Genomic DNA, 15,504 nt, shown 5'->3' with positions numbered 1-15,504 from the left:
CCCCGTCTTCTTCTTGTCTCAGATATAATGGCGCTGGTAGCGCGCGCCGAGAGAGGTCAGCACCTCCCATGAAATCGTGTCCGCCCAGGCCGCAACCGCTTCCAGCGATTGATGCGGACCTATGAACTCGACAAGGCTGCCGAGCTTTAGGTCCTCGCCCTCGAGATCGGTGATATCGATGATCGTGCTGTCCATGGAGACGCGGCCGACGATCGGCAGGCGCTGTGCGCCGGCGTAGAAAGCGCCGCGATTGCTGAGCGCGCGCAGGATCCCGTCCGCATAGCCAAGCGAGACGGTCGCAAGGCGCCGTTTGCCGGTTGTGGTGTGGCTGGCGGAATAGCCGACGGCCGTCCCGTCGTCCACGAGCCGGGTCTGGATGATCGCGCCCTCCACCCGCACGACAGGCTCCACTGTATCGCCGGGCCGGTCGGTGGATCGCCCGCCGTAAAGGGCAATGCCCGGCCGCACCAGGGCGCCGCGGAACGCTTCGCCGAGAAAGGATCCGCCGGAATTGCCGAAGGAGAGCGGTATGGTCGGAAACAACGCCGAGATCCGCTGCATTTCCTGAGCCTGAGCGTGATTATGCGGGTGCTCCGTTTCATCGGCGCAGCCCAGATGGCTCATGATGTAGCGCAGCCGGATTCCTGCCAGCATGCCGGGATTGGCAGCAAGACTTGCCGCCTCTGCATGCGACATGCCGAGCCTCGCCATGCCGGTATCGACTTGCAGCAGCGCAGGAAGCCCGTCGCTGCAGAGCGTCGCAATGCTGCGCCAGCGCGCCGTCTGTTCCAGAGAATTCAGCACGGGGATGATGCCGCGTTGCGCGCAATCGGCCTCGGCTCCGGGCTGCAGGCCGTTGAGCACGACGATCTCCGCAGAGCGCGACAAACGGGCGCGCAAGGCGACCGCTTCGCCATATTCCGCGACGAAAAAGGTGCGGCAGCCTTCGGCAAACAGCGCTTGCGCCACGTGCTCGGCGCCGAGGCCATAGGCATTGGCCTTGACCACGGCGCCGGCCTGCGAAGGGGCGACCATGTCCGCAATCCGCCTGTAATTGCGCCGCAGCGCCGCAAGATCAACGGTCAGTATGCCGGCTGCACCGACCTTCTGCCAGGTTTGACTGGAATGCATGTCCATAGATCGATCCTGTGTGCGCCTTTTCCGGAGCTTCAGGATAGCTCACCGATCATGCGTGAAATTATCAATTATTGCATGAATCGTGCATTTGTGCTCAAATCCGTCCAATATTGATCCTGGTGACGAAGGAATCCCGCGTGGCTGCTTCTCTGGATGCCATCGACCGCAACATCATCCGCCTTCTCAGGCTCGACGCGCGCATGAGCAGTGCCAAAATGGCGGAGGCTGTCGGCCTGTCGCCTTCCGCCTGCTTGCGGCGCATCCGGACGATGGAGGAAGAGGGGGTCATTCGCGGCTATACCGCTCTTATCGGTTCCGCCGAGGAAGGAAGTACGCTTGCGGTGATGATCAACATCACGCTGGACCGGCAGACGGAAGATTATTTGAACCGGTTCGAGGATGCGGTGCGCAAACATCCTGAAATCCGCGAATGCTATCTGATGACCGGCGACTGGGACTATTTTCTCCGCGTCGAGGTTGAAAGCCCGAGGGAGTTCGAGAGGATCCACACGGAAATCCTCTCGAAACTGCCAGGCGTCAGCCGCATTCATTCCAGCTTCTCCATCCGCAATGCCTTGACCGCGCGCGGACGCAGACGGTGAACTTGCTATTTGACCGCGCAGATCGCGTAGCGATGCTGTGTCGAGCGTTCCAGGCCTTTCAGAAAGCTAAAATGCCGTTTCTGCGCGCGATGGATGGCGCGCATATCCGTGTCGATGGTGATCTGGCTGAAGCCCGCTTGCCGGAGCAGGTCGACGACGGCTTCCGCTCGCGCGCCCTGTGAGAAATAAACCCGTGACAGGATGCTGCGATGGGTTTCTGCAAGCGCCGCTGCCGGGCCGTTCTCCATTCCTCTGCCAGAAATGCCCAATGCGCCCATCAGGGTGGAAAGCCGCTTGCTGAGGATGGAGAAAAGGCCGGGATTGACGAAGTCGCCATCGACGATCAGCAACCGGCCACCCGTTTTTAAGATCCGGTGCCATTCTACGAATGCATATTTCGGATCGACCAGGGTCCAGACAAGATGCCGGTTGGTGATCACGTCATAGCTGTCGTCATCCTCCATCGTGTGCTCCGCATCACCCATCAGAAAGCGGATGCTGCGGCCGCGGCTCTTTGCCTTCTCGCGCGCGCGCTCCAGCATGGGCTCGGCCCAGTCCATGCCGGTGACGCGAAAGCCGAGATCGTCAAGAAGGTGGGAGACCACTCCGGTTCCCGAGGCCAGGTCGAGCGCGGCGCGGCCCTTGCCTTCGCCGAGATGGCGCAGGATCAGACGATGCCAGGCCTGACGTTCGGCCTCGGAAAAGATCTCATGGCCCGGCTGGGTATCGAAGGTTTCGGCGCGCAGAGACCAGTAAGCCTTGATCTCATCCTTGAGGTTGTAGTTAGCGGGGGCTGCATAATCCTGCATCACATCTTCCCGTTGTGGTCATCAATATGTTGGAATTCTTCTAAAAGATAATTCTTGACGATAAAAGTCATAAAATCATAGATGCCCCAGAAACATCAGATGGAGGCAGACGTGTTCAACGTGTCTAAGGTGGCCGCAGCCGCCATGGTTTCACTTGCTTTGCTGGCGGGTGTAACGCATGCCGCGGAAAAGGTGAAGGTGACCGACATTACCGGTCGCGAAGTCGAGGTGAATATCCCGGTTGAGCGCGTCATTCTCGGCGAAGGCCGACAGATCTACTTTACCGCTGCCCTCGATACGGAAGCGCCGTTCAAGCGCGTGGTCGGCTGGCGCGACGATTTCAAGAAGGCGGACCTGGATGGCTGGAACATCTATCTCGAGAAATTTCCGGAGATGGCAAAGATCCCCACATTCGGCGGCATGAAGGATGGCACGTTCGACGTGGAACAGGCGGTGACGCTGAAGCCGGACGTCATCATCATGAACATCGACGCCAAATCCGCGACGGAGGAGAGTGGCTATATCGAGAAGCTCTCCAAGGTCGGCATTCCGCTCGTCTATGTCGACTTCCGCGAAAAGGCGATGGAGAACACCGATCCGTCAATGCGGCTTATCGGCAAGCTGTTCGGCCAGGAAAAACGCGCCGAGGACTTCGTGACCTTCCACGATGCCGAGATCAAGCGCGTCACCGATGTCATTGCCAAGGCCAAGGATCTGAAGAAGCCGCTCGTCTTCATGGAGCGGGCCGGCGGCTATAGCGATGATTGCTGCATGTCCTTCGGCAATGAGAATTTCGGCAGAATGGTCGATATTGCAGGCGGCTTGAACATGGCCGACAAGATCATCCCCGGAACCTTCGGCACGGTCAATCCGGAGCAGATCATCGCCTCCGACCCGGATCAGGTCATCGTCACCGGCGCGAATTGGGAACTATATGTGCCCGCCGGCAAATGGGTGGGCGTGGGACCGGGTGCCGACAAGGCGCTGGCGCGCAAGAAGCTGTCGGAGCTGATGGCGCGACCGGCCTTCACCGATATCAAGGCGGTGAAGGATAAGAACGTCCACGCCATCTGGCACCAGTTCTACAACAATCCCTATCAGTTCGTGGCTGTTCAGCAGATCGCCAAGTGGCTGCATCCGGATCTGTTCAAGGATCTCGATCCCGAGGCGACCTTCCAGGAACTGCATGATCGGTTCCTGCCGGTGCCCTATCACTCCGGTTACTTCGTCTCGCTGAACGACCCGACGTAAGAGCGGGACCCTCACCGCACCAATAGTCGAAGCCGGCGGACCTCTGTCTGCCGGTCATTTCTCACGGGAGGCAGCCATGCCTGCAAAATTTTTTCGGACGCTTTTCGTCCTCTTATCCATTTTCGCCACGCCCGCCTTCGCCGCGGAGATCACCGATGTGGCCGGACGCACGGTCTCCCTGGATCTGCCGGCCAAGCGGGTTCTCGTCGGCGAGGCCCGGCAGGTGCACGTGATTGCCGCATTGAAGGGCGAGCACACATTCGACACGATTGCCGGATGGCGCGACGATCTGCTGAAAAAGGATCCGGACAGTTACGCAGCCTATGTCGAGCATTTCCCGAACATCGCCGAATTGCCGATGTTCGGCTATATTCCGAGCGGCACGTTCGATGTCGAATCCGCCATAGCGCTTGCTCCGGATGTGCTGACGCTCAATCTGGAATCGGAAAAATCCGTTACCGATAGCGGTCTGGAAGCGAAACTTGCCGCGGCCGGCATCACCATCGTCTATCTCGATTTCAGGATCGATCCCGACAAGAACACCGAGAAATCCATCGATCTCCTCGGCCAGATTTCCGGCGCGACGCAACAGGCGGAGAGTTTCAAGGCCTATCGTCGCGAACAGATTGCCAGGGTGACGGATCGCCTGGCGGGCGTGCGAACGCTTGACCGTCCGACAGTCTTCATCGAGCGCGCACCCGGCATTACCGGCGAGAACAGCTGCTGCCGCACGTTCGGCCCCTATAACTTCGGTGCCATGGTGAATGCCGCCGGCGGTCGTAACATTGCCGACGGGATCATCACCGCGACCTTTGGCGATCTGAATGCGGAGCAATTGGTGGTTTCCAATCCGGACCAGATCATCGTGACCGGCTCGAATTGGGCGGCGGAATCCGACATCAACCAATTCGTCCCCGTCGGGCGCGGTGCCGATATGAAGCTTGCCAGGGAAAGGCTTGCTGCATTGATGACGCGCACACCCTTCTCCGGTCTGCAGGCGGTCGAAAAGGGCCAGGTGCATGCCGTCTGGCACCAGTTCTACGGTGCCCCGTACGAATTCGTCCCCATCCAGCAATTCGCGAAATGGTTTCATCCCGACCTCTTTGCCGATCTCGATCCGGAAAAGACTTTTCGAGAGTTTCACGAGAAATTCCTGCCGATCGCTTATAAGACCGGCTATTTCGCATCCCTGCCGCGAGGATCGAATTGATGGTGGTGGCACTTCAGCGGGAAGATGAGGTCGTTGCGCGTGGACGTTACCGTGCGCTGGCGGCGCGTCGCATCGCCATCTTGATGGGACTGGCCCTGGTTCTGGCGCTATCCGTGGCGCTCGATATCGGGCTCGGTCCGGCGCGCTATTCGCTCTCGGAAGTCCTTGCCGGCATATTCACCCCGGACGTGGTCTCCAACCAGCTTCGCGTCGTCATCTGGGATATCCGCATGCCGGTGGCGCTGATGGCGGTAACGGTCGGCGCCTGTCTTTCGCTGGCGGGCGCGCAGATGCAGACGATCCTTGCCAATCCTCTGGCCAGTCCCTTCACGCTCGGCATTTCAGCGGCGGCGGGCTTCGGCGCGGCGCTGGCGCTGGTGGCCGGGGTTGCCGTCTTCCCGGCGGCGGTGCAGTTCATGGTGCCGATCAATGCCTTCCTGATGGCAATGCTGGCATCCCTCTTCATCTACGGCGTGTCGACGCTTCGGGGGGTGACGGTCGAAACCATCGTGCTGCTCGGCATTGCGCTGGTCTTCACCTTCAACGCGCTTCTCTCGCTGCTGCAATACCTGGCCTCCGAACAGGCGCTGGCCGCCGTCGTCTTCTGGACGATGGGCAGCCTCACCAAGGCGACCTGGGGCAAGGTCGCGGTAACGTTCCTAGCGCTTGTCATCTGCGTTCCCCTGTTTGCGCGCCGGGCCTGGGCCCTGACGGCCCTGCGACTGGGAGACGACAAGGCCGCGAGCCTCGGGGTCAATGTCCGCGCCCTGCGCCTGGAGACGATGCTGCTCGTCAGCCTCCTCGCAGCCATACCCGTGTCCTTCGTCGGCACGATCGGCTTTATCGGGCTGGTTGGTCCGCATATCGCCCGCATGCTGGTGGGCGAGGACCAGCGTTTCTTCCTGCCGGGCTCCGTCATCTGCGGCGCGCTGCTCCTGTCCTCGACCTCCGTCCTGTCCAAGATGCTCATTCCGGGCGCCATCCTGCCCATCGGCGTGATCACGGCGCTGGTTGGCGTTCCCTTCTTCTTCTCCCTGATCTTCACCAATCGGAGACGCGCATGGTAGCCCTCAAACTGGATCAGGTGGGCGCGCGCTACGGCAAGGCGCAGGTTTTTCAGGACATTTCGACGGACTGGCTGCGCGGCGGCGAACTGACGGCGCTGATCGGGCCAAACGCCGCCGGCAAATCGACCCTGTTCAAGCGCATGGCCGGGCTGTTGAAAGGGCAGGGGGTCGTGCAGGTGGAGGACGTCCGCGAAGGCTTTCGTCCGATCTGCTACATGCCGCAAGATACCGGCGCCAATGCGGTGCTGACGGTCTATGAGTCGATTCTCATGGCCGCCAAGCAGGGGACAGGCTGGCGGGTCGGAGATCATGATCTGCAGGAGATCGACCGGCTGCTCGGCTCCCTGCATATCGCCGATCTTGCCTTTCGCGACCTCGGCGCCCTGTCCGGCGGGCAGCGCCAGCTGGTGGCAATCGCCCAGGCCCTGGTCCGTCGGCCGGAGGTTCTCTTGATGGATGAGCCAACCTCGGCGCTGGATCTCTTTCGCCAGATCGAGGTACTGGAATTCATGCGCCGCCTGGCCGAGCGGGATGGCATCGCCGTCCTGATCGCGCTGCATGATCTCAATCACGCGCTGCGCTACTGCTCCAATACCATGGTGATTGCCGAGGGTGAATTGAAGGCGAGCGGACCGACCATGGACGTGGTGACCCCGGACATGCTGCGGTCGGTCTATCGCGTCGACGCCCGGATCGAGCGCTGCAGCTTCGGTCGCCCGCAGGTGATCGTCGACGGAACGGCTTGATCCCTCCTGATCTGCCAGCCCGAAGAGATGATCCGAGGCTGCCGGCGGCGTGGCCTCGGTTTGTCCCTGCCTCTTCCCGTCCTGCTCCCTGACCCACCGTTGAAGATCCGCGGCGGCGATTGCCTCACGACATTTTGCTTGTGCAAGAGTTAGTAAGTGTAGCATACATTTTTCGGGAGTGCCCGGCGGCTGCAGCGGTAGCCGATAGCCGGGCAGGTGGTTGCATGGAACGCCGGGGGCAGAGGCGCCGGCGCTTTGTGTGACATTCGCATGAGCATCAGCGAAGAGGAGACGACATGATCGAGATTCAGCAAATCATCGGCGGCAACAAAGTCGCTGCCGCATCCGGCAAGACCTTCGATCGCCTGGACCCGTTTACCGGGCAGGTGGCAACGAGAGCGCCAGCTGCCGGCCTGGACGATGTAAAGGCAGCCGTGGCCGCGGCGCAGGCGGCATTCCCGGAATGGTCCCGCACCGGCCCGGGGCATCGCCGATCCCTGCTGCTGAAGGCGGCGGACGTGATGGAAACCAAGTCGAACCGTTTTGCGGAACTGATGATCGCCGAAACCGGTGGAACGGCACCCTGGGCCGGCTTCAACACCATGCTCGCCGCCGGTATCCTGCGCGAGGCGGCAAGCATGGTCACGCAGATCCAGGGCGAGGTCATTCCGTCGAACAAGCCGGGCACGCTGGCCATGGGTATTCGCCAGGCGGCAGGTGTCTGCCTCGGCATCGCGCCCTGGAATGCGCCTGTCATCCTCGGCACGCGCGCCATCGCCATGGCGATCGCCTGCGGAAATACCGCGATCCTGAAGGCTTCGGAAGCCTGCCCGGCCATGCATGTTCTCATCGGCGAGGTTCTGGTGGAGGCCGGCCTTCCGGATGGGGTGATCAATGTTCTGACCAATGCGCCAGAAGACGCGGCCGCGATCGTGGAAGCGCTGATCGCGGCGCCGGAAGTCCGCCGCGTGAACTTCACCGGCTCGACCAAGGTCGGGCGCATCATCGGTGAGCTCTGCGGCCGCCATCTCAAGCCCGCGCTGCTGGAACTGGGCGGCAAGGCGCCGATGATCGTGCTGGAGGATGCCGATATCGACGCCGCCGTGAATGCGGCTGTCTTTGGCTGCTACATGAATATGGGGCAGATCTGCATGTCGACGGAACGGCTGATCGTCCATGAAGCCATTGCAGACGAGTTCGTCGCAAAGCTGTCGGCGCGCGCCCAGCAATTGCCGGCGGGCGATCCGCGCGGACATGTGGTGCTCGGCTCGCTCGTCAATCCCGACGCTGCGCAGAAGATGCAGGCCTTCATTGATGACGCTCTCGCAAAGGGTGCCAATCTGGCGGCCGGCGGCAAGGTTGAAGGCAGCGTGGTCTCGGCGACTCTCCTGGATAATGTCCGCGAGGGCATGCGCTCCTTCGACGAGGAAAGCTTCGGCCCGGTCAAACCCGTGATCCGCGTCAAGGATGAGGCGGAGGCGCTGCGGATTGCCAATGACACGGATTACGGCCTCTCCTCATCGATCTTCAGCCGGGATGTGAAGCGCGCCATGGATCTGGCCTCGCGGCTGGAGGCGGGCATTTGCCATATCAACGGGCCAACGGTTGCCGATGAGGCGCAGATGCCGTTCGGCGGCGTCAAAGGGTCAGGCTATGGCCGGTTCGGGGGGAAGGCGGCGATTGCCGAATTCACCGATCTGCGCTGGATCACCATCGAAGATCCGCATCAGCACTATCCCTTCTGATGCAGCGTTGACGACAAGCGGACCGGGATCCGGCGAAGCCGGACGAAGCCGGGAGGGAGCCTGCCGGTTCCGGCCGCAGGCCCGCCGCGCCGCATGCCTGACCTGGTTGGTCAAGCCGCAGCCGCATCCGGCTGCGGCAGATCCTCCCGGCGTACCGAATCAGCCCTAACTGTGGTGGTCAAACGAAGCCGCTTGATGCTATCCAGTCTCTGGCCAGAGACAGGTTTGCAGCGATCAGGCTGGTTCCGCACCGCCGATGGTCGGTAAGGGCGATCTGTGGGCCGGGAATGTCGTGCATGGTGAAGAAGTCGTGCATGGTGAAGACTGTGCCGTCGCTGCCGCAGAGGGAGATGGGGATGAGAATAGGGACACCAAAGGAAATCTTTGGCGGCGAGGCCCGCGTTGCAATGACGCCGGACAGCGCGGTTCAACTGCAGAAACTGGGCCATCAATGCCTGCTTGAGGCCGGCGCCGGCCGCGCCGCGGGCTTCTCGGATGATGCCTATCGCGGTGCAGGCGTCGAGATCGTCGCCGATGCGGCCTCGCTTTACGCGCAGGCGGACGTCATCGCCAAGGTCCGACCGCCGGAACCCGTCGAAGTGGCGCGGCTTACTGCCGGAAAGACACTGATCTCCTTCTTCTATCCCGCGCAGAACAAAGACCTGCTCGAGCAGGCGCAACAGACCAGCTCCACGGTGATTGCCATGGACATGGTGCCGCGCATTTCGCGCGCGCAGAAGATGGACGCCCTCTCGTCCATGGCCAATATTGCAGGCTATCGTGCGGTCATCGAGGCCGGCAACAATTTCGGGCGCTTCTTTACCGGCCAGGTCACGGCCGCCGGCAAGATCCCGCCTGCCAAGGTGCTCGTCATCGGGGCTGGTGTGGCGGGGCTTGCGGCGATCGGCACGAGTGTTTCGCTTGGGGCAATCACCTATGCCTTCGACGTGCGGCCGGAAGTGGCCGAGCAGATCGAGAGCATGGGAGCCGAATTCGTCTATCTCGAATTCGACGCCAATCAGGATGGCGCAGCGACCGGCGGCTATGCCGCACCGTCTTCGCCGGAGTTCCGGGAAAAGCAGCTCGCCAAGTTCCGCGAACTCGCTCCGGATATCGATATCGTCATCACCACGGCACTCATTCCCGGCCGCGATGCGCCGAAGCTCTGGCTGGCCGACATGGTGGCGGCCATGAAGCCCGGCTCCGTCATCGTCGATCTGGCGGCAGAGCGGGGCGGGAATTGCGACCTTACCATTGCCGATGAGAAAGTCGTGTCGGACAATGGCGTCACGATCATCGGCTATACGGATTTCCCGAGCCGCATGGCCGCCCAGGCATCCACGCTTTATGCAACCAATATCCGCCATATGGTGAGCGACCTGACGCCGGCCAGGGACGGCATCATCGTCCAGAACATGGAAGATGATGTGATCCGCGGCGCCACCATTGCCTTCAACGGCGAGATCACCTACCCGCCGCCGCCGCCGAAGATCAAGGCCATTGCCGCGGCCAAGCCGAAAGAGAAGGTGAAGGAGCTTTCACCCGAGGAGAAGCGCGCCCGCGAAATCGCGGCCTTCAAGGCGCAGACGAAAAACCAGTTTGCCCTGCTGGCCGGCGGCGGCGCGCTGCTGCTTCTCGCCGGGCTCTATGCCCCCGCCAGCTTCATGAGCCATTTCATCGTCTTCGTTCTTGCCTGCTTCGTCGGTTTCCAGGTCATCTGGAACGTGTCGCACGCCCTGCACACGCCGCTTATGGCGGTGACCAACGCCATTTCCTCCATCATCATCCTGGGTGCGCTGATGCAGATCGGCTCGGGAAGCATCCTCATCATCCTCCTGGCGGCGCTCTCGGTGTTCATGGCCGGGATCAACATTTTTGGCGGCTTCCTCGTGACACGGCGCATGCTCGCCATGTTCCAGAAGTCGTGAACGGGAGAGGGTGACGATGGATTACGGATTTACGACGGCTGCCTATGTCGTGGCGGCAGTACTCTTCATTCTCTCTCTGGGCGGCCTTTCGGGGCAGGAAAGCGCCAAGCGGGCCGTCTGGTACGGGATCGTCGGCATGGCGCTCGCGGTCTTCGCAACGCTTGTCGGTCCGGGGGCTGGCAACTGGTTTCTGTCGCTGGTGCTGATCACCGCCGGCGGCGCGATCGGCTGGATCGTCGCAAAGCGGGTCCAGATGACGGAAATGCCGCAACTTGTGGCGGCCATGCATTCGCTGGTCGGCCTTGCGGCGGTCTTTATCGGGTTCAATGCGCATCTGGAGCTTCAGCGCGTTCTGGCGATGGACGAAGCGACCCGCGCAACCCTTGACGGCTTTGCGGCCATCCTCGCCCACAAGGATCCCGTCGAACAGGTCATCCTGAAGGTGGAGGTCTTCCTCGGCATCTTCATCGGTGCGGTCACCTTCACCGGATCCGTCATCGCCTTCGGCAAGCTTGCCGGCAGGGTAGATGGCAAGGCGAAGAAACTGCCCGGCGGACATATGCTCAATGCGGGCGCTGCAATCCTGTCGCTCGTCCTGCTGTTTTCCTATGTCAACGGATCCGGCATCTGGACCTTGCTCCTGATGACCCTGCTCGCCTTCTTCATCGGCTATCACCTCATCATGGGCATTGGCGGCGCGGACATGCCGGTGGTTGTCTCCATGCTGAACAGCTATTCCGGCTGGGCCGCGGCGGCGATCGGCTTTTCGCTCTCGAATGATCTGCTCATCGTCGTGGGTGCGCTGGTCGGCTCTTCCGGTGCCATCCTCTCCTACATCATGTGCAAGGCGATGAACCGCTCCTTCGTTTCCGTGATCCTCGGCGGCTTCGGCGCCACGGCCGGACCGCAGATGGAGATCGACGGCGAACAGGTCGCCATCGATGCCGAAGGCGTTGCCAATGCGCTGAACGAGGCCGATAGCGTGATCATCGTTCCAGGCTATGGCATGGCCGTGGCCCAGGCGCAGCAGGCGGTTTCCGAATTGACCCGCAAGCTGCGCAGTGCCGGCAAGAAGGTTCGCTTCGCCATCCATCCGGTGGCCGGTCGCCTGCCGGGCCACATGAACGTTCTGCTGGCCGAAGCGAAGGTGCCCTACGATATCGTTCTGGAAATGGATGAGATCAATGACGACTTCCCCAGCACGGAGGTGGTCATCGTCATCGGCTCGAACGATATCGTCAATCCGGCGGCGCAGGAGGATCCCAATTCGCCGATCGCCGGCATGCCGGTGCTGGAAGTCTGGAAGGCAAAGCTCGTGATCGTTTCGAAGCGCGGTCAGGGCACGGGATACTCCGGCATCGAAAATCCGCTCTTCTACAAGGAGAACACCCGGATGTTCTACGGCGATGCCAAGAAATCCGTCACGGAACTGCTGCCGATGATCCGGTAAGGATTGCCAAGGTCCGCGGAGGCTGACGCTTGTCGCCGCGGGCCATTTCCGCCAGTTGCCGCGGTCATGGGCACCATCCCGGCGTCCCTGCTGCCGCCGGGCTTATTCCTCGTTCGGAATATTCAGAAGATAGCCGCAGGCTTTGCAGTGGACGGCATCGGCATCATGTCTTTGCAGGCCGCATTGCGGGCAGGGGAAGTTGACCTTGTAGGGCCGGAAGATCGCCTGCGCCAGGCGCACGAAGAGCGATATGCCGATAATCATCGTCGCGACGGAGGTCAGCTTTCCGAGCGTGCCCGGAAGGGTAATGTCGCCAAATCCCGTTGTCGTCACGGTCGCCACCGTGAAATACAAAGCGTCGACAAAACCTTCGCCGGCATCCCGCCCGTAGAAGAAGGAGGTGTAGACGAACCCGGTCACCATGAAGAGGAAGACCAGGAAGTTCAGGCAGGCGCGCACGACATCCTGATACTGAAGCCAGCCGAACCGCCGCAGCCCCTCCCGCAGGAGGGGGCTATTGCCGATCGCCCAGATGCGCATGGCGCGCAGGAAGGCGAAGTTGAACAGGACATTCGGAAACAGCAGCGTCACCAGGATGATGAAGTCCACCCAGGTCATCGGGCGCTGCAGAAAACGCTTCCATCCCGATGAGGCCATGGCACGTGCCACGAGTTCGCCGGCAATCCAGCAGGCAATGGCATAATCGACGATCAGATAGCTGGGGCCGGTCCGGAAGTAAGGACCGAACAGAAAGAAGGCCAGGATCGCGAGATCGATCAGCGCAAAGAACGCCTGCCAGCGCATGGCCCAGGCGTCGCGACCCTTTTCAAGTCGCTGCATCGTGGCGCGCAGATGCGACCAGCGCTGGCCGACTATGCGGTTGTGAGGGCGATCATCCATGCGGTCTCATGAAAGGGCTGGTTCCCTGTTTTGCTGCTGCCCGGCCGCGAACCGGGGTAGTTGCGGCATGCGAACGCCTGTCATGGTCGAGTGGATCGGGCGTCGCCTGGTTGTCTGACGGCTGACATTTGCGCCGAGGCAAGCCCTGTGTCAAACGCAAATAGGTCCGGTCCCGCGCCGGGAGCGCCGGGCGAGCGGATGATGATCGGCGAGACGGAAAAAGGACGGGAGAAGGTCCGACCCCTGGACCTCCCCCCGTTCACACGCCTTGGGCGGTGGATCTGATGTCTGTCTCTGACGGCGCGACTGCGGCTCAGCAGTGGCCGGCCGATGTCGCGGCAAGGCGCATCACGCCGTCCTTGGTCAGCGGGCTTGGAAACTCTTCCTGCAAGGCAGCGACAAGAATCTGTCGCGCGGCATCCGCATGGTCCGCGGCAACCTTGGCTCCTAGCGTCTGCGCAATTCCCTGAGCGTAGCCGAGCATGTTGATGAGAGCGTAATATTCCTCGCGTCGGTCGTGCATCTCCACGTCGAGATCGGCAAGCGTCATTTCATTCCCCTGAAGCATTCTCACTCCAGAACATTCGCATAGAAGACCGTTGCATGCGCGTTGCAATAGCGTTGCACACGTCTTGAGGGACGTTCTTCAAGAATGGGCTAATAGAAGTTACGCTTCACCACCATAGAGCGCACGCCAGAGCGGCGTGCTGTTGAACCGCCAATCGCGAGGCTCGTGCTTTTGCACGGCGGGCATGCGCGACAGCACGTCAAGCATCTGAAGGGCGTCCAATCTCTTCTGGTCGATAGCGGCACGTTCAAGAAGCGTCTGCATGGCCGGCCAGTCGAAGCCGGCATGGCTGGCAATGCGCTTCCAGCTTCGCTCCTTGTAGAAGATTTGCCGTGCCGAAGAACCCAAGGCGGCAGCCAGCGCTTCGTCGACCAGTCCCTGCCGCAAGGCTTCGGCCAAAGTCGCATCGATATTGACGATCGGAACCGTCAGCGGCGCGTAGCGCAATTCCGCCGGCGCATGCAGCACGGCAACATCGGCATCGTCGACACGCTCACCCTTCGCAAATTCTTCATAGATGCGCCCGACGCCGATCATGCCGAAGGCCGCGCATTCGGCCGCGCGCAAGGCGCCCATGCTGGCCGCCCCCAATACCGGAAGCCCTTTGGCAAGCGCGAACAGCAATTCCTTGTGCCAGATGGGTGCGACCTGCTCGAAGACGCCGTCGATCAAACCAATGGCTGTCGCATCTTCGGACAGGGCCTTCATGACATCACCCTGTCTGGCGGGCGGCCGAATTATCATGTCCGGCGACGCGTGAGCGGCAGCATCCGGCAGGCTGGGGCCGACAAAGACAATTTTCATAGCAGAGCCTTTGAGAGCGCGCGGAGACCCAGGCGCTGCCGCCGGTCGCCATCCGGGCTTTCGAGTTGCGGCACAACCACCTTGACGACCGACGCGGGCAGCCAATCCGGGGCGAGATCCACGGCATAGAGGCGGTCTATCCCCCTGTCGGACAGGCGCTGGATCGTGAATTTCAGCGCATCTGCCGCGCCTGCGGCATTCCAGCTGGGGAGCGATGCCAGCGCGATGCGAACCGGCACATCCAGCGCCTCAAGGATATCGGTATCGGCGGCGTCTTCGAACAAAGCCGGCAGAAGATCGTCGCGTGCGCCTGCAATGAAGGTCATCCGCGATTGAACAGCCTCGCTGATGGCCCGGGAAGCGGCAAGTTCCGGCTGCAATCCGGCACCGCATCCGAGTGTCACCTCTACATGGCGAAGCGGCGGGTGGCGCGGCCTGTGTCTGGGTGCAAGGATTGCGGCCATGGCGGCAAAGCCGAGATCACTCGTCATGTCGAACAGGGCGATGTCGAGCGCTGCCGCATCGATCATTTTCAGCATGGATTGCACATCGGCCGCTTCGATGCTCGCGGGATCGATCCGGCGCGACCAGCGCTGCGCGGCATGGCTGGTCTCCCACAGGACCAATGCGTCGCGTTCTATGCGTTCCATCAAGCCGTGAAATGTCGCCTCTTCTGCCGTATTGCCCGAGGCCAATCCGTCTGAGGATTGCCAGTAGTGGCGGTCATCGTCGCTGCGGTCCAGGTGAACCGCTTCATAAGGGAGCCAGACGGCCTGCCCCGATACAAGATGTCGGCCCTCGACCCAATCGAGGACACCATCTTCGGGCAGTGGCTTGGAATGGAGGCCCAGGAACTCGTTCAGACTGTCACTTCGGCTGCCGGACCCTTGGAAATCCCGAAGGCTCGACCGTAGCGGCTGAACGGTGGGCATTGTGGCGACCGAGCGCTCCACCGCCTCCATGACGGCTGAAATCCGTGCATCGTCATCGGTGACGCCCTTTCCCTGGGCGATGACGATGGCCTTTGCATTGGGCGCGAACGCGCACCAGACGGGGATGCCAATCCGATCGAGCCCGGTCTGATTGGAGACGCGTGTGATGCCGAGGCGCGACAGAAAGGGCGTGACGCGAGCCAGCGTCTCGCGCGCCGGACATGCCCTGTAGGAGAAGACGCTCACGGTCCAGGACCTAACGACTTTGATGGCTGAGCACAGCGCGGATCACGGCACTGGCCGCAGGGACGCAGGCGTATGAAGCGCGGGATTCTCTCATGAAGATTGTGTCGGT

Annotated in this window: 14 protein-coding genes; 8 read left to right on the top strand and 6 right to left on the bottom strand. The window is 61.7% G+C overall.

Features of this window, described 5'->3' with window-relative positions:
• Nucleotides 1-18: 18 nt before the first annotated feature.
• The gene (alr, locus tag QTJ18_RS04945) at nucleotides 19-1,137 is read right to left on the bottom strand and encodes an alanine racemase (RefSeq protein WP_252753122.1); all 1,119 of its coding nucleotides are present in this window, start codon (nucleotides 1,135-1,137) and stop codon (nucleotides 19-21) included.
• Between the two features lie 200 nt (nucleotides 1,138-1,337).
• Between alr and QTJ18_RS04940 the strand changes: the two genes are divergently transcribed.
• On the top strand, nucleotides 1,338-1,739 hold the full coding sequence (locus QTJ18_RS04940) for an Lrp/AsnC family transcriptional regulator (protein ID WP_252753315.1): 402 nt from the start codon (nucleotides 1,338-1,340) through the stop codon (nucleotides 1,737-1,739).
• Between the two features lie 5 nt (nucleotides 1,740-1,744).
• Here the strand turns inward: QTJ18_RS04940 and QTJ18_RS04935 are convergent, their stop codons facing one another.
• Nucleotides 1,745-2,548: a class I SAM-dependent methyltransferase gene (locus QTJ18_RS04935; RefSeq protein WP_252753123.1), complete on the bottom strand. Its 804-nt coding sequence runs from the start codon at nucleotides 2,546-2,548 to the stop codon at nucleotides 1,745-1,747.
• Between the two features lie 144 nt (nucleotides 2,549-2,692).
• Between QTJ18_RS04935 and QTJ18_RS04930 the strand changes: the two genes are divergently transcribed.
• From QTJ18_RS04930 to QTJ18_RS04900, 7 genes are all read left to right on the top strand, one after another.
• Nucleotides 2,693-3,799: an ABC transporter substrate-binding protein gene (locus tag QTJ18_RS04930; RefSeq protein WP_252753316.1), complete on the top strand. Its 1,107-nt coding sequence runs from the start codon at nucleotides 2,693-2,695 to the stop codon at nucleotides 3,797-3,799.
• 76 nt (nucleotides 3,800-3,875) lie between these two features.
• Nucleotides 3,876-5,009, top strand: a complete 1,134-nt coding sequence (locus tag QTJ18_RS04925) for an ABC transporter substrate-binding protein (RefSeq protein WP_252753124.1) — start codon at nucleotides 3,876-3,878, stop codon at nucleotides 5,007-5,009.
• A complete protein-coding gene (locus QTJ18_RS04920) occupies nucleotides 5,009-6,076 on the top strand; it encodes a FecCD family ABC transporter permease (RefSeq protein WP_252753125.1) in 1,068 nt (355 codons plus the stop codon). The genes QTJ18_RS04925 and QTJ18_RS04920 overlap by 1 nt, the downstream gene beginning before the upstream one ends.
• Nucleotides 6,070-6,822 (top strand): ABC transporter ATP-binding protein, encoded by a 753-nt coding sequence (locus QTJ18_RS04915; RefSeq protein WP_252753126.1) that lies wholly within the window; start codon nucleotides 6,070-6,072, stop codon nucleotides 6,820-6,822. Before QTJ18_RS04920 ends, QTJ18_RS04915 begins: the two co-directional genes overlap by 7 nt.
• A 296-nt stretch (nucleotides 6,823-7,118) precedes the next feature.
• Nucleotides 7,119-8,567 carry an aldehyde dehydrogenase gene (locus QTJ18_RS04910; protein ID WP_252753127.1) on the top strand — a complete coding sequence of 483 codons (1,449 nt, stop codon included), beginning with the start codon at nucleotides 7,119-7,121 and terminating at the stop codon, nucleotides 8,565-8,567.
• A gap of 356 nt (nucleotides 8,568-8,923) precedes the next feature.
• On the top strand, nucleotides 8,924-10,495 hold the full coding sequence (locus QTJ18_RS04905; RefSeq protein WP_252753128.1) for a Re/Si-specific NAD(P)(+) transhydrogenase subunit alpha: 1,572 nt from the start codon (nucleotides 8,924-8,926) through the stop codon (nucleotides 10,493-10,495).
• A 16-nt stretch (nucleotides 10,496-10,511) separates the two neighbouring features.
• Nucleotides 10,512-11,945: an NAD(P)(+) transhydrogenase (Re/Si-specific) subunit beta gene (locus QTJ18_RS04900; protein ID WP_252753129.1), complete on the top strand. Its 1,434-nt coding sequence runs from the start codon at nucleotides 10,512-10,514 to the stop codon at nucleotides 11,943-11,945.
• Nucleotides 11,946-12,047: 102 nt separating this feature from the next.
• Here QTJ18_RS04900 and QTJ18_RS04895 read toward each other — a convergent pair whose 3' ends face one another.
• From QTJ18_RS04895 to QTJ18_RS04880, 4 genes are all read right to left on the bottom strand, one after another.
• Nucleotides 12,048-12,845, bottom strand: coding sequence for a potassium channel family protein (locus tag QTJ18_RS04895; protein ID WP_252753130.1), 798 nt, complete (start codon nucleotides 12,843-12,845; stop codon nucleotides 12,048-12,050).
• A gap of 313 nt (nucleotides 12,846-13,158) precedes the next feature.
• Nucleotides 13,159-13,413: a hypothetical protein gene (locus QTJ18_RS04890; RefSeq protein ID WP_252753131.1), complete on the bottom strand. Its 255-nt coding sequence runs from the start codon at nucleotides 13,411-13,413 to the stop codon at nucleotides 13,159-13,161.
• Nucleotides 13,414-13,512: 99 nt separating this feature from the next.
• Nucleotides 13,513-14,217 (bottom strand): TfuA-like protein, encoded by a 705-nt coding sequence (locus tag QTJ18_RS04885; protein WP_252753132.1) that lies wholly within the window; start codon nucleotides 14,215-14,217, stop codon nucleotides 13,513-13,515.
• Complete coding sequence (locus tag QTJ18_RS04880) at nucleotides 14,214-15,395, bottom strand: YcaO-like family protein (protein ID WP_252753133.1); 1,182 nt, start codon at nucleotides 15,393-15,395, stop codon at nucleotides 14,214-14,216. Before QTJ18_RS04880 ends, QTJ18_RS04885 begins: the two co-directional genes overlap by 4 nt.
• Between the last annotated feature and the right edge of the window lie 109 nt (nucleotides 15,396-15,504).

This window comes from Rhizobium sp. SSA_523 (genome assembly GCF_030435705.1).
Taxonomy (GTDB): Bacteria; Pseudomonadota; Alphaproteobacteria; order Rhizobiales; family Rhizobiaceae; genus Neorhizobium.
The sequence above is the reverse complement of the archived record's forward strand: the minus strand, read 5'-3'. Positions and strand labels throughout refer to the sequence as shown.

What these genes read in the sequence shown, in the direction of transcription:
- alr (WP_252753122.1), bottom strand. Translation starts at nt 1,137, where the DNA reads ATGGACATGCATTCCAGTCAAACCTGGCAGAAGGTCGGTGCAGCCGGC.
- QTJ18_RS04940 (WP_252753315.1), top strand. Translation starts at nt 1,338, where the DNA reads ATGAGCAGTGCCAAAATGGCGGAGGCTGTCGGCCTGTCGCCTTCCGCC.
- QTJ18_RS04935 (WP_252753123.1), bottom strand. Translation starts at nt 2,548, where the DNA reads ATGCAGGATTATGCAGCCCCCGCTAACTACAACCTCAAGGATGAGATC.
- QTJ18_RS04930 (WP_252753316.1), top strand. Translation starts at nt 2,693, where the DNA reads ATGGTTTCACTTGCTTTGCTGGCGGGTGTAACGCATGCCGCGGAAAAG.
- QTJ18_RS04925 (WP_252753124.1), top strand. Translation starts at nt 3,876, where the DNA reads ATGCCTGCAAAATTTTTTCGGACGCTTTTCGTCCTCTTATCCATTTTC.
- QTJ18_RS04920 (WP_252753125.1), top strand. Translation starts at nt 5,009, where the DNA reads ATGGTGGTGGCACTTCAGCGGGAAGATGAGGTCGTTGCGCGTGGACGT.
- QTJ18_RS04915 (WP_252753126.1), top strand. Translation starts at nt 6,070, where the DNA reads ATGGTAGCCCTCAAACTGGATCAGGTGGGCGCGCGCTACGGCAAGGCG.
- QTJ18_RS04910 (WP_252753127.1), top strand. Translation starts at nt 7,119, where the DNA reads ATGATCGAGATTCAGCAAATCATCGGCGGCAACAAAGTCGCTGCCGCA.
- QTJ18_RS04905 (WP_252753128.1), top strand. Translation starts at nt 8,924, where the DNA reads ATGAGAATAGGGACACCAAAGGAAATCTTTGGCGGCGAGGCCCGCGTT.
- QTJ18_RS04900 (WP_252753129.1), top strand. Translation starts at nt 10,512, where the DNA reads ATGGATTACGGATTTACGACGGCTGCCTATGTCGTGGCGGCAGTACTC.
- QTJ18_RS04895 (WP_252753130.1), bottom strand. Translation starts at nt 12,845, where the DNA reads ATGGATGATCGCCCTCACAACCGCATAGTCGGCCAGCGCTGGTCGCAT.
- QTJ18_RS04890 (WP_252753131.1), bottom strand. Translation starts at nt 13,413, where the DNA reads ATGCTTCAGGGGAATGAAATGACGCTTGCCGATCTCGACGTGGAGATG.
- QTJ18_RS04885 (WP_252753132.1), bottom strand. Translation starts at nt 14,217, where the DNA reads ATGAAAATTGTCTTTGTCGGCCCCAGCCTGCCGGATGCTGCCGCTCAC.